The sequence below is a fragment of the Streptomyces sp. NPDC014995 genome (assembly GCF_043080745.1).
Classification (GTDB): Bacteria; Actinomycetota; Actinomycetes; order Streptomycetales; family Streptomycetaceae; genus Streptomyces.
Genome location: NZ_JBIBVX010000008.1, coordinates 16,025 through 30,684, shown reverse-complemented (window position 1 = coordinate 30,684; position 14,660 = coordinate 16,025). Strand labels below are relative to the sequence as shown.

Here is a 14,660-nt window from a genome sequence, read left to right as displayed (position 1 = left end):
CCGTCCGTCCTCCCGGGAGGTACGTCTCGTGCAGCACCCGTACGCGCACCCGTACGCGCACCCGCATCCGCCCACGCACCGCAGACGCCGCAGGAGCGCCGTGCTCGCCGCGGCGACCGCCGCGGCCGCGCTGGCCGGAGCCGGCCTCACCACGCTCTCCACCGACACCGCCGAGGCGGCCACGGCCCGCCAGGTCGAGAAACTCGACCGGGGCGTCGTCAGCGTGCACACCGACAGCGGCAACCTGGTCAGCTGGCGCTGGCTCGGCACCGACCCGGGCGACGTCTCCTTCAACGTCTACCGGGCCGGCACCAAGGTCAACTCGGCCCCGATCACCGGCTCCACGAACTTCTTCCACTCCGGCGCCCCCGCCCAGGCCGACTACACGGTCCGCGCGATCGTCGGCGGCGTCGAGCAGGCCGACTCCGTCCACGCGGTCCAGTTCCGCACCGGGTACAAGGACGTACCCATCAGTGCGCCGGCGGGCGGTACGACCCCGGACGGGGTGGCGTACACCTACGAGGCGAACGACGCCTCCGTCGGTGACCTGGACGGTGACGGCGCTCTCGACTTCGTCCTGAAGTGGCAGCCCACCAACGCCAAGGACAACTCGCAGTCCGGTTACACCGGGAACACGGTCGTCGACGGGATCAGGCTCGACGGCACCCGCCTGTGGCGGATCGATCTCGGGCGCAACATCCGTTCCGGCGCGCACTACACGCAGTTCCAGGTGTACGACTACGACGGTGACGGCAGGGCCGAGGTCGCCATGAAGACGGCCGACGGCACGCGGGACGGCACCGGCGCGGTGATCGGCAGCTCGTCGGCCGACCACCGCAACTCCAGCGGTTACGTCCTGTCGGGCCCCGAGTACCTGACGATGTTCAACGGGCAGACGGGCAAGGCGATGCAGAGCGTCGACTACGTCCCGGCCCGCGGCACGGTCTCCTCGTGGGGCGACTCCTACGGCAACCGCGTCGACCGCTTCCTCGCGGGCACGGCCTATCTGGACGGCGCCCGGCCCTCGCTGGTCATGGCGCGCGGCTACTACACCCGCACGGTGATCGCGGCCTGGGACTGGCGCAACGGTGCCTTCACCCGCCGCTGGACCTTCGACACCACCTCCTCCACCAACGCGGGCAAGGGCTACGACGGGCAGGGCAACCACAGCCTGTCCATCGCCGACGTCGACGCCGACGGCAAGGACGAGATCGTCTACGGGGCGATGACCGTCGACGACAACGGCTCCGGCCTGTGGACGACCAGACTCGGCCACGGCGACGCCGGACACGTCGGCGACCTCAACCCCTCGCGGGCGGGACTGGAGTACTTCAAGGTCTCCGAGGACTCCGGCAAGCCCGGCTCGTGGATGGCCGACGCGCGCACCGGCCAGATCCTGTGGCAGACGGCCTCCGGCGCCGACAACGGCCGTGGTGTCGCCGCCGACGTCTACGCCGGCAGCGCGGGCGCCGAGGCCTGGTCCGCCTCCGACACCACCCTGCGCTCCGCGACCGGCGCCTCCCTCGGCCGCGAACCGTCCAGCATCAACTTCCTGTCCTGGTGGGACGGCGACCTGGTCCGCGAACTCCTCGACGGCACCCGCATCGACAAGTACGGCACCTCGTCCGACACCCGCCTGCTCACCGCCTCCGGCGTCCACTCCAACAACGGCACCAAGGCCACGCCCGCACTGTCCGGGGACATCCTCGGCGACTGGCGCGAAGAAGTCGTCTGGCCGACAACCAACAACACCGCCCTGCGCATCTACTCCACCCCGACCGCGACCAACACGAAGATCACCACCCTGCTGCACGACACGATGTACCGCACCGCCCTCGCCTGGCAGAACACCGCCTACAACCAGCCCCCGCACCCCGGCTTCTTCATCGGCAACGGCATGCCGACGGCCCCTCGGCCCATGGTGTACACGCCGTGACCCGCGAGAACCCCGGACCGGCCTGACACAAGGAGGCGGCCTCCCCGTCCACGGGGAGGCCGCCTCGACGGTGCTCGTCAGGTCACCGTGCAGTTCTGCGCACCCAGCTTGAACGCCGCCGGTTTGGTGTTCGTCCCCGACCAGTTCCCCGTGAAGCCGAAGCCGACGGAGGAGCCGGCCGCCACGTTGGCGTTCCAGCCGACGTTCTTCGCCGTCACCGTCGTACCCGACTGGGTGTGCTCGGCGTTCCACAGCTGGGAGACCGTCTGGCCGTTCGGGAAGGCCCAGACGAGGCTCCAGCCGGACCAGGCGCTCGTCCCCGTGTTGGCCAGTCTCACGTCCGCCTGGAAGCCGCCCGACCACTGGTTGGTGATCGTGTACGTCACCGCGCAGGCACCCGTCGGGGCCGGAGTCGGATCCGTACCGCCACCTCCGCCGCCCCCGCCGTCACCCCCGCCGGTGTCGGAGGTGTCGCCGTAGATGACGCCCCGGCCGTTGGTCGCGACGTAGACGCGGCCGTAGACCCTCGGATCGCCCGTGATCGCCGCACCCGTCCAACCCCACTGGTGGGCGTCGTCATTGATCCGGGTCCAGGTCGCGCCCTTGTCCGTGGAACGGAAGATGCCACGGACACCGCCGATCTTCGCACTGGTGTAGAGCGTCTGGTACGAGGCGCCCGCCGCCGCCTTGCCGAAGCCGATCGTGTCGGCCTCCTCGACGTTCGACAGCTTGGTGAACGTCGCGCCTGCGTCCGTCGAGTGCCACAGACCGTACGCCCCGTCGCTCGCCCCGCCGGCCAGCCACACGTCACCCCTGACGCCCGGCAACGCCTTGAAACGCACGCTGTCACCGCTGGGCAGCCCCGTCGCCGACGACGCGGTGAACGTCGCGCCACCGTCCGTACTGACGTAGAACTTCCCCGACTTGAAGCCGTAGAAGGTCCTGGGGTCGACCCGGTCGGACTCCACGACCGCGCCCGCCGGGATACCGCTGGACGCCGACCACGACGAGCCGAAACCGGTGGCATGGTGCACCCCCGTGCCCGCCGGACTCCATACGAAGCGGCTGCCGTCCGCGGCCGCGGCCACCGTCCCGCCACCGCTCACGCCCGAAGGGTCGCTCCCCGCAAACCAGTTGGCGCCGTTGTCCGTCGAGAACGCCACATGCGGACCGGAGTCCAGGTCGCCGACCCGGACCACCGTGTTCGGGTTGCTCTCGGCGTAGTCCAGGCTGGTCGTCGACGTGAAGTTCGGCGAGGTGAACATCATCGACGGGACCTTCGTCAGATCCGTGTGCCGGAAGCCGCCGATGTCACCGAGCGCGCTCAGCAACGGGGCACCCGACGGGGGAGACGCGAGGTCGTTGACCGCCGTCTCCTCCAGGCCCTGCACCATCGGCCTGATCGTGAACTGGGTGTTGCTGTCCCAGTTCGTGAGGTTCTCCGTGCCGTAGATCGTCGCGCCCGTCCCGTACATCATCCGGTTGGAGTCGAACGGGTCGATCTCCAGCGCCTCCGTCATCCACCCCAGCTTCGGCGTCTGCTCGGGCGGTGACGGGTTCGCGCCCCAGGTCAGCCACGGCGACGACGACACGTCCATCGTGTAACGGTTCGCCCGGTTGGGATACGACGTGTAGTCCCACGCCTTCGTCCACGTGCCGCCGCTGTCCGTGGAACGGAAGATCTGGGTGTCCGGCCACCAGGAACTGTACGCGGTGGCCATGACGGTGCCCGGCCTCTGCCGGTCGACCGTCAGCCCGCTGAAGCCGTAGTACGTGTCGGCCTCCGCCACCGGGCTGATGTCCGTCCACGTGCCGGTCGCCGTCGCGTACCGCCACAGCCGGCCCTTCCCGCCGTCGTACGGGCCGCCCTTGTCGCTGTATGCGATGTACAGATGGCCGTTGACGGTATCCAGTACACCCTTGTGCGCCAGGTAACCCGTCGGCTGCCCGGCCAGCCGCGACCAGGTCGCCCCCGCGTCCGTCGAGCGGTACACCGCGTTGTCCTGGTCCGCCACCCCGACGTAGATCGTCCTCGTCGCGCTGCCCGACGTGCCCGTCGACTCGTCGAAGGTGACCCAGACGATGCCCTGGTTGTCGGAGGCGTAGCCGCTCGTGTCGCTCCGATCCTGCACGTAGTTGCCGACGTTGGGGAAGTTCGTCACCTGCGACCAGGTCACCCCGGAGTCCGTCGACCGCCACAGCCCCTTGCCGCTGGGCGCGCCCAGGTACAGCACGCTGTTGCGGTTCGGGTCCACCGCCAGCCGCTCGCCCATGCCCCGGCCCGGCATGTTGCCGCCCAGCTTGAACGGCAGGTCCGTCTTCTGCCAGCTCGCCCCCCGGTCCGAGGAACGCAGCACGGCACCGTTGCCCGGATCCCAGCTGTTGGTGTACGTGCCGACGGCCGCGAACACCTTGTTCGGATCGACCGGGTCGGAGGCCAGGCTCACCACACCGGTGTGCCCCCAGTTCGCCCAGCCCACCGAGTCCAGCAGCGGCGTCCAGGTCTTGCTGGTCTGCTGCCAGCGGTAGGCGCCACCGATGTCGGTGCGCGCGTAGGCGAGGTTCTTCTCCTTGCGGTTGAAGACGATCCCGGGAACGAAACCGCCGCCGTCGATCCGGGCGTTCTTCCAGGTGTACGACTCTGCCGCCAGGGTCGCTTTCGGGCCGGCGTCGGCCGCCAGCGCGGGCGGGCTGCCCGCGAGCAGGCCGGCGGCCAGCGCCAGGACGGCCGTGAGGATGCGGGTTCTTCGCACGGTGGGGGTCCTTCCTCCGAAGCCATGTGAAGGAATGTGCGGGGGGACGCGCACGGGGTACGCACGGGGCGCGCGACGGGTGCGCGACGACCGGGCGGTCCCCTGTGCGGGTGGGGACCGCCCGGCGCGGTACGCGAAGCCTTAGCGGGGGCTTATTCGAGGAGCTCCGCGTACGAGCCCATGGCCAGGGCGATGTCCGCCTGGGCCCAGAACCGGTGGTACGTGAAGGACGGCGCGGCCCCGCCCGCCAGGTAGGCCTCGATCTTCGACCAGGCCGGGTCGTCCTCGTAGAAGGAACGGATCGAGTCGAACGTCGACGACGAGTTGATCGCGTCACCGTTCGGCATGGTGCCGGTCCAGCCGCTCGGGACGTAGAGCGCGTCGTCGAAGCGGTTGTAGTCGGCGCGGGTCTCCGGGACGGCGATGCCCAGGCTGTCCTGGTGCTTGGTCCACATGCCGTCGAGGAGCGCCTTGGCCGTGGTCGCGGCCGCGGTGTCACCGGAGCGGTCGGCGTAGTACGTCAGGGTCTTGGCGTACGCGGCCGCCACACCGACGTCGTTGGTGTAGTCGGCGACGGTGACGTGCAGTCCGTTGTTCGCGCCCGGACTCGACGGGTTCCAGGTGTCGGGCTGGCCCGACCACTGGAGCGTCGAGGGGAACCGGAAGGTGCCGTCCGGGTTGATCGTGGTCTCGGACAGCGCCCAGTCGACCCACTTGTCGAGGACGGCCTTCGCGGCCGCGTTCCCCGTCTGCTGGTAGTACTCGGCCACCCGCTCCATCGACCACGCCTGGAAGCCGAACCACTGGTTGGACGGCGGGTCGTGGTAGACGGGCTGCTGGTCGTAGTACATGCCGTAGAACGTCGACTTCCCGGCCGGCGGCGTCGCGTAGCGGCCCGCCCAGCTGTTGGTCGCACCGCCCGCGATGCCACCCTCGCTGGACTGCAGCCAGCGGTAGAACTCCACCTGCCGCTCGAGGGACTTGGCCCAGTCCGCCTGCCCCGTCGCCGACTTCGGCTTCAGCGGGGCGTAACTGCTCAGCGCGTACGCGGCCAGGGGGTTCTGGTAGCCGCCGTGCGCGTGGCTGGAGCCGATGCGCCAGGCCCAGCCGGCGCTGGTGTCGGTGGCCCCGCCCCAGGCGTAGTACCAGGAGAGCAGGTAGTGCGAGGCGTCCTTGCCGGTGCCCGCCGGGCAGGTGGAGGCTCCGACGCAGTTGCCGACCTTCTTGAAGTACTTGTCGAACATCGCGTAGCGCAGGTAGTCGCCCATCTTCGCGGCCTTGCCGACCGTGGTGGAGACGTCACCGCCCTTGCCCTGCTGCTTGGCCCAGATGTCCGCCCAGTACGCGGCCTGCACGGCCCGCGCGTCGGCGTCCGGCGCGTTGGTGAACTTCCACTGCTTGGCGTAGGAGGCGTCACCCGTGAACAGGTCCAGATACCCGTTCTTGCCGCCGTACTTGAACGCGTCACAGGTCGGCTGCGGCACCGTCTCCCACACCGACTCCTGCGCGCCGCGCTGGAAGGTGTTGATGTACGACGGGCCGGTGTCCGACGGGCCGGCCTCGCACTTGCCGGGCGAGTTGCCGTAGCCGTAGATGTTGTCGACGTCCTGGAGCCAGTGCATACCGTAGACGTCGTCCGTACCGTATGCGGTCTTCAGTTCACCGGCGATCGGATCCGGTCCCACCGACACCGCGGCATCCAGCTTCGCCGGGTACTCGTTCGGCGTGTCCAGCTCCGGCGCGTACGTCGCCGGCTTCGACGCGTTGTAGAAGGAGTTCGTCGGCTGGTCGGCGCGGGTCGGGATCATGTACTTCTCCATGATCTCCCAGGCGCCGTTGAACCGGGTCCAGTCACCCGTGACCTTGCCGTACATCGCCTGCAGCCAAAGAAGGTAGCTGTAGGCCTCCGACGTGGTCTCGTGGCCGTGGTCCGGGGCCTCGACGATCAGCGTCTCCACCGAGTGGTAGGGGATGCTCTCGGGGGAGAAGTAGCCGTTCGCCGGGTTGGTGATCTTGCCGTAGAGCTCCAGGAAGCGCGCGTCGTACTCCTTCGACGCGGCGATCTGGGTGACGGTGACCGCGGCCTTCGCGTGGCCGGTGGCCGTCGACTCGAAGGTGGCCGCGCCCGTGCCCGTGGCGTTGCCCGTGATGGTCACCTTCTGGGCGGTGCTCCAGTTCGACGGGGTGAAGGTGAGGGACGCGCCGCCGGTCACCGTCAGCCCCGGGTTCCCGCTGGTGCGGGCGGTGGTGACGGTCACGTTGGCGGACGGCCGGGTGGACAGCTTCACCTCGTACGTACCCGTCTTGCCCTGCTGCACGGCGAGCTGGTTGGTGGAGACCGCCACGGCCGGTCCCGAGGCGACCGTGACGCCCACCGGGGTGGACGAGGCGGACGCGCCCAGGCTGTCGTACGCCTTCGCCACCAGGGAATGACTGCCCGCGGCCAGCCCGGAGGCCGACAGCGAGTACGGCGCGCTGGTGTCCGTGCCGAGCAGGGTCGTGTCGTCGTAGAACTCGACCTTGGTGATGGTCGCGCCGTCGGCGGCCGCGGCGGTCGCCGCGAGCGGCACCGCGTCCCCCTGCGTGTAGACGGCGCCCGGCGCGGGGCTGGTCAGCACGGTGACGGGGGGCTGATGGGCGCCGGTGCACGGGGTGCCGTTGACGGAGAAGCTCGTGGGGGCGGCGTTGGCGCCGCTGTAGGTGAACTGCGCGCCCGTGCCGACCGACGCGCCGGCGGCGATCGTCCCGTTGTAGGAGGCGTTGTTCACGGTGATCTGCTGACCGGACTGCGACCAGCTGCCGTTCCAGCCGTTCGTCAGCTTCTGGTTGCCGGCGTAGGAGTACGTCAGGGTCCAGCCGCTGATCGGGTCCGTGCCGCGGTTGGTGAGGGTGAGGTCCGCGGTGAAGCCGGAACCCCAGTCGTTGGTCTTGTAGTCGACGCTGCACTGAAGTGCCGCCGCCTGGGCGGCGGTCGTGCTCGTACTCAGCATGGCCATGGGGAGGGCGAGGGCCGCCAAGACGGCGGTCCACAGCCGCCGCGCCGCGCGGCGTCTGCGTGAGGGATCCATGGTGCTGGTTCCTCCTTGCGGCTCGGAGATGTGGGGAGGAGCAACAAGCCTTGAACCAGTGGGAGCGCTCCCATAGTGAGGATGGGGGTGGGAACGGTCAAGGTGCTTGAAGAGTCGAAAAGATTCGACGGCAGATGTTGAGGGAAAGTCAGTGGCTCCCCTGTTCTTTGCCGACACTTGGCGCTAGCTTCGTTGACACCAGTGGGAGCGATTCCATCAGTCGGCGCGTCCGTCACGACGTGCCCGAGCTGCAAGGAGTCGCTCATGCGACACCCCCCGCGTTCAGTACTTTTAGCCGTCGCCGGCACGGTCGCCCTCGTGGCGGGCGCGACCCTGCCGGTCGTGACGGCGCAGGGAGCCACGCCCGCCTGCACGGTGGAGTACTCCGTCACCGGACAGTGGGACGCCGGCTTCCAGGGGGCCGTGAAAGTCACCAACAACGCGGCCGCCGTGAGCGGCTGGAGCCTGAGCTTCGACTTCGCGAACGGCCAGAAGGTCACGCAGGGCTGGAACGCCAAGTGGACCCAGTCCGGCACGACCGTCACCGCGGTGAACGAGAGCTACAACGGCGCCCTCGGCGCCGGCGCGAGCACCACCGCCGGGTTCCTCGCCACCAGGTCGGGGACCAACGCCGTACCGACGACGTTCAAGCTCAACGGCACGACCTGCAACGTCGACACCGAACCCACCCCCACCCCCACCTCCACGACCACCCCCACCCCCACCGACCCACCGGGCACCGGTGACGAGCCGCCCGCGCTGCGCGTCTCCGGGAACAGACTCGTCGACGCCGACGGCACCACCCGTCGTCTGCTCGGCGTCAACCGCTCCGGCGGCGAGTTCATGTGCGTGCAGGGCCGCGGCATCTTCGACGGCCCGGTCGACGACGCCGCCATCAAGGCGATCGCCGACTGGAACGCCAACACCGTCCGCATCCCCCTGAACGAGGAGTGCTGGCTGGGCCTGTCCAACATCCAGCCCCAGTACGGCGGTTCCCCCTACGTGAACGCCGTCAAGGACCTGGTGGCACGCGTCGAGGCGCACGGCATGACCCCCATGCTCGAACTCCACTGGTCCTGGGGCCAGTACACCGGCAACTCGGCCGGCTGTGCCGACGTGCACGCCAGCTGCCAGAAGCCGATGCCGAACACGCGGTACACGCCGGCGTTCTGGACCTCGGTGGCCACCACCTTCAAGAACGACCCGGCGGTCGTGTTCGACCTGTTCAACGAGCCCTACCCGGACCGCGCGACCTCCACGGCAACCCAGGCGTGGCAGTGCTGGCGGGACGGCGGCACCTGCCCCGGCATCGGGTACGAGGTCGCCGGTGTGCAGGATCTCGTCGACGCCATACGGTCCACCGGCGCCACGAACGTGATCCTCGCAGGCGGGCTCGCCTACTCCAACGACCTCAGCCAGTGGCTGACGCACAAACCCACCGACCCGGCGGGCCGGCTCGCCGCCGCCTGGCACGTGTACAACTTCAACTCCTGCGTCAACGAGAGCTGCTGGAACGCCACACTCGCCCCGGTCGCCGCCCAGGTCCCCCTGGTGGCGGGCGAGATCGGTGAGAACACCTGCTCGCACGGTTTCGTCGACCAGGTCATGCGGTGGTTCGACGAACGCCGGCTGTCGTACCTCGGCTGGACCTGGAACACCTGGGACTGCTCCTCCGGTCCGTCCCTCATCTCCGACTACACGGGGACGCCCACGGCGTACGGCATCGGGCTGCGCGACCACCTGCGCGCCCTGAACGGATGACCCGCACCGCCCCTGACACCCGTACCGCCCCCGACACCCGTACCGCGGAAGGCATCCCGCACCGCCCCCGACCCCCGCACCGCGGAAGGAATCCGCACCGACCGACACCCGCACACCAGAGGGAAACGCACCAACCGACACCCGCAGATGAGAAGAAGGAAACCCGCACTCATGAGCCGTAGCAGAACAGCGATACTCGCCGCGCTGGCGCTGGTCGCCGGTGCCTCCGGGACGGCGCTCGCGGTCGTCCCCGGCGACGCCGGCATCGCCGCCGTGCCCTGCACCGTCGACTACAAGGTGCAGAACGACTGGGGCACCGGCTACACCGCCAACGTCACCGTCACCAACAACTCGGCGGCCAAGTCGAGTTGGGCGGTGAAGTGGACGTACGCCGGGAACCAGAAGGTCACCAGCGGCTGGAACGCGAAGATCACCCAGTCCGGTACGGCCGTCACCGCCGCCAACGAGGGCTACAACGGCACCCTGGCGACCGGCGGTTCGGTCAGCTTCGGGTTCCAGGGCACCTACAGCGGCACCAACGCCGTCCCGACCACGTTCACCCTCGACGGTGTGACCTGCAACGTCGACAGCGGCGGCCCCACCGGCCCGGGCCCGAGCGACCCCGGCACCCCCGCCAACAGGGTCGACAACCCGTACTCCGGCGCCAAGGTGTACGTGAACCCCGAGTGGTCGGCGAAGGCCGCCGCCGAACCGGGCGGCAGCCGCATCTCCAACCAGCCCACCGGCGTCTGGCTGGACCGCATCGCCGCGATCAACGGCGTCAACGGCGGCATGGGCCTGCGCGCCCACCTCGACGAGGCGCTGCGGCAGAAGGGCTCCGGCCAACTCGTCGTCCAGCTGGTGATCTACAACCTGCCCGGACGCGACTGCGCGGCCCTCGCCTCCAACGGCGAACTCGGCCCGACGGAGATCGACAAGTACAAGACGCAGTACATCGACCCGATCGCCGCGATCCTCGCCGACTCCAAGTACGCCGGGCTGCGGATCGTCACCACGATCGAGATCGACTCGCTGCCCAACCTCGTCACCAACACCGGCAGCCGGCCCACGGCCACCCCGCAGTGCGACGTGATGAAGGCCAACGGCAACTACCAGAAGGGCGTCGGCTACGCCCTGAACAAGCTCGGTGACGTGCCCAACGTCTACAACTACGTCGACGCGGGCCACCACGGCTGGATCGGCTGGGACGACAACTTCGCCGCCACCGCCACCCTGATGAAGGAGGCGGCCACCACCGAGGGCGCCACGGTCAACGACGTCCACGGCTTCATCACCAACACGGCCAACTACAGCGCCCTGAAGGAGAACAACTTCACCATCAACGACTCGGTGGCCGGCAAGTCGGTCCGCGAGTCGAAGTGGGTCGACTGGAACCGCTACGTCGACGAGCTCTCCTTCGCCCAGGCCTTCCGCAACCAGCTGGTGACGACGGGCTTCAACTCCGGCATCGGCATGCTGATCGACACCTCCCGCAACGGCTGGGGCGGCACCGCCCGGCCCGCCGGCCCGGGCGCCACGACCAGCGTCGACACCTACGTCGACGGCGGCCGCTACGACCGCCGTATCCACATCGGCAACTGGTGCAACCAGTCCGGCGCCGGCCTCGGCGAGCGCCCGCAGGCGGCCCCGGCGGCCGGGATCGACGCCTACGTGTGGATGAAGCCGCCGGGCGAGTCCGACGGCGCCAGCAAGGAGATCGCGAACGACGAGGGCAAGGGCTTCGACCGGATGTGCGACCCGACGTACACCGGCAACCCGCGCAACGGCCACAACATGTCGGGTGCCCTCCCCGACGCCCCGGTGTCCGGGCACTGGTTCTCCGCGCAGTTCCGGCAGCTGATGCAGAACGCCTACCCGCCGCTGTCCTGACCGGGTGAGACGCGGGCGGAGTGCTCGCCGGAACGTCCCGGCGAGCACTCCGCCGGCACCGCTCCTCAGCACCTCTCGGCGGGGGGGGGCCCGCGGGCCCCCCCCCCGCCCCCCCCCCCCCCCCCCCCCACCCCCCCCCCCCCCCGCGCCCCGCCCCGCCCCCCGCCCGCCCCCCCCCCCCCCCCCCCCCCCCCCCCGCCGTCCCGTCACCGCCCTCGACGTACGAGGCCGTGCTCGACCGGCTTGTCGTCCACCGGCCGTCGTCGGGGATCCGGCTTGCGTTCCCGCCCCCGGTTTTTGCCGCCTCGGCAACAGTGGTGGCCTCGGCGCGGTGCGTCGGCGCACGCTGTCGGCATCCCGGACGAGAGGCTGACCACCATGGCGCACCAGCAGCACGCACACCACGGCCACCACCGCCACCATGGAGACCAGAACGTTCACGGCGATCAGGGCGGCCAGGGCAACGCCCACGGCCGGCACGGCCACGGCAACGGTCAGGGCCAGGGCAACGGACAGGGCCAGGGCCAGGGCAACGGACGGGGCCAGGGCCACGGCCACGGCCACGGCCACGGGCATGGGCATGGGCACGGCCACGGCACCGACATCGACTGGGCCGAGATGGCCCCGCACCTGGAGGCCCAGGCCGAGCTGTTCACCCCCCTGTACGAGCGGGCCCTGTCCTGGCTGGGCACGGAGGTGACCGAGCCGGGCCTGATCGTGGACGCGGGCAGCGGCCCCGGCGTCGTCTCCTGTCTGTTCGCCGAGGCGTTCCCCGGCGCACGGGTCCTGGCCGTCGACGGCACCGAACCGCTCCTGGAACGGGCCCGGGAGCGGGCCGCCCGCCTCGGGTACGGCGACCGCTTCGGCACGCTCGCCGGTGAACTCCCCGGAGTCCTCGACGAGTTGGACTATCCGGCCGACCTCTTGTGGGCCGGCCGCAGCCTGCACCACCTCGGCGACCAGCGTGCCGCCCTCACCGCGTTCGCCGAGCGGCTGTCACCCGGCGGCACGCTGGCGATCATGGAGGGCGGTCTGCCCTCCCGTTTCCTTCCCCGCGACACGGGACTCGGCCGCCCCGGCCTCGAGGCACGGCTCGACGCGCTGGAGGCGGAGTGGTTCGCCCGGATGCGGGCCGACCTGCCCGGCTCCGTCGAGGAGACCGAGGACTGGCCGGCGCTGCTGAACGCGGCCGGCCTGCGGCACGCCCGCACCCGCAGCTTCCTGCTCGACCTGCCCGCACCCGCCTCCGACCGGGCCCGCGCGTACATCGCCGCCTCCCTCGCCCGGCTGCGTGACGCCTTCGGCGAGACCCTCGACGCCGACGACCGCGCCGCGCTGGACCGGCTGCTCGACCCGCAGGACCCGGCGGGCGTACACCGCAGGCCGGACGTGTTCGTCCTGGCGGCCCACACCGTGCACACGGCCGTCAAGCCGACCTGACCCGCCGACCGGGCCTGCCCGGGCTTGACTTCGAGAGCGCTCCAAGTGGTGGACTCCGTGCCGTTCACGCAACGCGATGGGGGTACACCATGATCAACTCTTCGGCCGCACCCGGCGCACCCGGTGCGTCCGCCGCATCGGAGGCACCGGTCGCACTGATCACCGGCGGCGGCAGCGGCATCGGCGCCGCCGTCGCACGGCGGCTGCTGGACGCCGGGTACCGGGTCACCGTCACCGGGCGCGGCGAGGAGCGGTTGCGCGCCTTCGCCGCGGAACTCGGCGAGCCCGAGGGGCTGTTGACGGTTGTCGGCAGTACGGCGGAGTACGACCGCATACAGTCGGCGGTCGACCGTACGCTCCGTGTATACGGTCGACTGGACACCGTCGTCGCCAACGCCGGCACCGCCACCCACGACTCCGTCGCCGAGGGCGACCCGGCCGGCTGGACCGACATGGTCCTGACCAACGTGCTGGGTCCCGCCTTCCTGATCCGCGCCTCCATCGACGCCCTCAAGGAGACCCGGGGACGGATCGTGCTCGTCGGCAGCGTCGCCGGCTTCGTGCCCACGCCGGGCAACCTCTACGGGGCGACGAAGTGGGCGGTGACCGGGCTCGCGGAGAACACCCGCCGCCAGGTCACCGAGTGGGGCGTCGGGGTGACCCTGGTCGCGCCCGGCCGGGTGGAGACCCCGTTCTGGGACGGCTACGGCAGCCTGCCGCCCGGGCATCTGCTGACCGCCGACCAGATCGCCGACTCGGTGGTGTGGGCGATCCGGCAGCCCGAGGGCGTCGACGTCAACACCGTCGTCGTACGGCCGATCGGACAGCCCAACTGACGCGTCGGGGGCGCCCCTCGGAGTGAGGGGCGCCCCCGACGGGGCGGTGGACGGGGTCAGCCCAGGTCGAACGTGGCCGGGTCCGGGCCGATGCGCCGGTCCTCGTTCAGCGCGCTGATCGCGGCCAGGTCCTCGGTGTCCAGGCTGAAGTCGAACACCTCGATGTTCTCCTTGATCCGGGACGGCGTCACGGACTTGGGGATGACGACGTTGCCGAGCTGGAGGTGCCAGCGCAGCACGACCTGGGCGGGCGTGCGGTCGTGCTTGCGGGCGATGGCGACGATCGCCGGAACCTCCAGCAGGCCCTTGCCCTGGCCCAGCGGGGACCAGGCCTCGGTGGCGATGCCCTGCTCCGCGTGGAACTCCCGCGCGGCGTGCTGCTGCAGATGCGGGTGCAGTTCGATCTGGTTGACCGCCGGGATGACCGACGTCTCGCCGATCAGCCGCTCCAGGTGCTCCGGCAGGAAGTTGGAGACACCGATGGCCCGCACACGGCCGTCCGCGAGGAGCTTCTCGAACGCCTTGTAGGTGTCGACGTACGTGTCCCGGGACGGCAGCGGCCAGTGGATGAGGTACAGGTCGACGTAGTCCAGGCCCAGCTTGTTCAGCGAGGTGTCGAACGCGCGCAGTGTCGTGTCGTATCCCTGGTCGCTGTTCCAGAGCTTGGTGGTGACGAAGATGTCCTCGCGGGGCACGCCGGCGGAGGCGATGGCCTTGCCGGTGCCCGCTTCGTTGCCGTAGATCGCCGCTGTGTCGATGCTGCGGTACCCGGCCTCCAGCGCGGTGGTGACCGCCTGCTCCGCCTCGTCGTCCGGCACCTGCCAGACGCCGAAGCCCAGCTGGGGCATCTCGACGCCGTTGTTGAGGATGATCGGGGGAACCTTGCTGCTCACGAGCTCTTGATCCTTCGGTTGTCCGTCAGGTGTTCCTCCCATCGTCAACGATCACGAGGCGTCATGCATTCCTGACCCCGGAA

General features: G+C 70.2%; 8 protein-coding genes. 5 read left to right on the top strand and 3 right to left on the bottom strand.

Going from position 1 to position 14,660, the window contains the following annotated elements:
* Nucleotides 1-28: 28 nt before the first annotated feature.
* Nucleotides 29-1,936 (top strand): rhamnogalacturonan lyase, encoded by a 1,908-nt coding sequence (locus ACF1A1_RS17585; RefSeq protein WP_392000762.1) that lies wholly within the window; start codon nt 29-31, stop codon nt 1,934-1,936.
* Between the two features lie 77 nt (nt 1,937-2,013).
* Here the strand turns inward: ACF1A1_RS17585 and ACF1A1_RS17580 are convergent, their stop codons facing one another.
* Nucleotides 2,014-4,689, bottom strand: coding sequence for a cellulose binding domain-containing protein (locus ACF1A1_RS17580; RefSeq protein ID WP_392000760.1), 2,676 nt, complete (start codon nt 4,687-4,689; stop codon nt 2,014-2,016).
* Between the two features lie 152 nt (nt 4,690-4,841).
* Nucleotides 4,842-7,757 carry a glycoside hydrolase family 48 protein gene (locus tag ACF1A1_RS17575; protein WP_392000758.1) on the bottom strand — a complete coding sequence of 972 codons (2,916 nt, stop codon included), beginning with the start codon at nt 7,755-7,757 and terminating at the stop codon, nt 4,842-4,844.
* Nucleotides 7,758-8,021: 264 nt separating this feature from the next.
* Here ACF1A1_RS17575 and ACF1A1_RS17570 point away from each other — a divergent pair, with 264 nt between their 5' ends.
* The 4 genes from ACF1A1_RS17570 (at nt 8,022) to ACF1A1_RS17555 (ending at nt 13,684) form a co-directional block, all read left to right on the top strand.
* On the top strand, nt 8,022-9,518 hold the full coding sequence (locus tag ACF1A1_RS17570) for a cellulase family glycosylhydrolase (RefSeq protein ID WP_392000757.1): 1,497 nt from the start codon (nt 8,022-8,024) through the stop codon (nt 9,516-9,518).
* A gap of 171 nt (nt 9,519-9,689) precedes the next feature.
* Nucleotides 9,690-11,408, top strand: a complete 1,719-nt coding sequence (locus tag ACF1A1_RS17565) for a glycoside hydrolase family 6 protein (protein ID WP_392000756.1) — start codon at nt 9,690-9,692, stop codon at nt 11,406-11,408.
* A 618-nt stretch (nt 11,409-12,026) separates the two neighbouring features.
* Nucleotides 12,027-12,848: a class I SAM-dependent methyltransferase gene (locus tag ACF1A1_RS17560; RefSeq protein ID WP_392001123.1), complete on the top strand. Its 822-nt coding sequence runs from the start codon at nt 12,027-12,029 to the stop codon at nt 12,846-12,848.
* Between the two features lie 89 nt (nt 12,849-12,937).
* Nucleotides 12,938-13,684, top strand: a complete 747-nt coding sequence (locus ACF1A1_RS17555; RefSeq protein ID WP_392000754.1) for an SDR family oxidoreductase — start codon at nt 12,938-12,940, stop codon at nt 13,682-13,684.
* Nucleotides 13,685-13,740: 56 nt separating this feature from the next.
* On the opposite strand, the gene ACF1A1_RS17550 is transcribed toward ACF1A1_RS17555, so the two are convergent.
* The gene (locus ACF1A1_RS17550) at nt 13,741-14,577 is read right to left on the bottom strand and encodes an aldo/keto reductase (RefSeq protein ID WP_392000752.1); all 837 of its coding nucleotides are present in this window, start codon (nt 14,575-14,577) and stop codon (nt 13,741-13,743) included.
* Nucleotides 14,578-14,660: the final 83 nt, after the last annotated feature.

Excerpts from the sequence above, each read along its gene's own strand:
- ACF1A1_RS17555 (WP_392000754.1), top strand. The coding sequence starts at position 12,938 with ATGATCAACTCTTCGGCCGCACCCGGCGCACCCGGTGCGTCCGCCGCA.
- ACF1A1_RS17575 (WP_392000758.1), bottom strand. The coding sequence starts at position 7,757 with ATGGATCCCTCACGCAGACGCCGCGCGGCGCGGCGGCTGTGGACCGCC.
- ACF1A1_RS17560 (WP_392001123.1), top strand. The coding sequence starts at position 12,027 with ATGGCCCCGCACCTGGAGGCCCAGGCCGAGCTGTTCACCCCCCTGTAC.
- ACF1A1_RS17570 (WP_392000757.1), top strand. The coding sequence starts at position 8,022 with ATGCGACACCCCCCGCGTTCAGTACTTTTAGCCGTCGCCGGCACGGTC.
- ACF1A1_RS17565 (WP_392000756.1), top strand. The coding sequence starts at position 9,690 with ATGAGCCGTAGCAGAACAGCGATACTCGCCGCGCTGGCGCTGGTCGCC.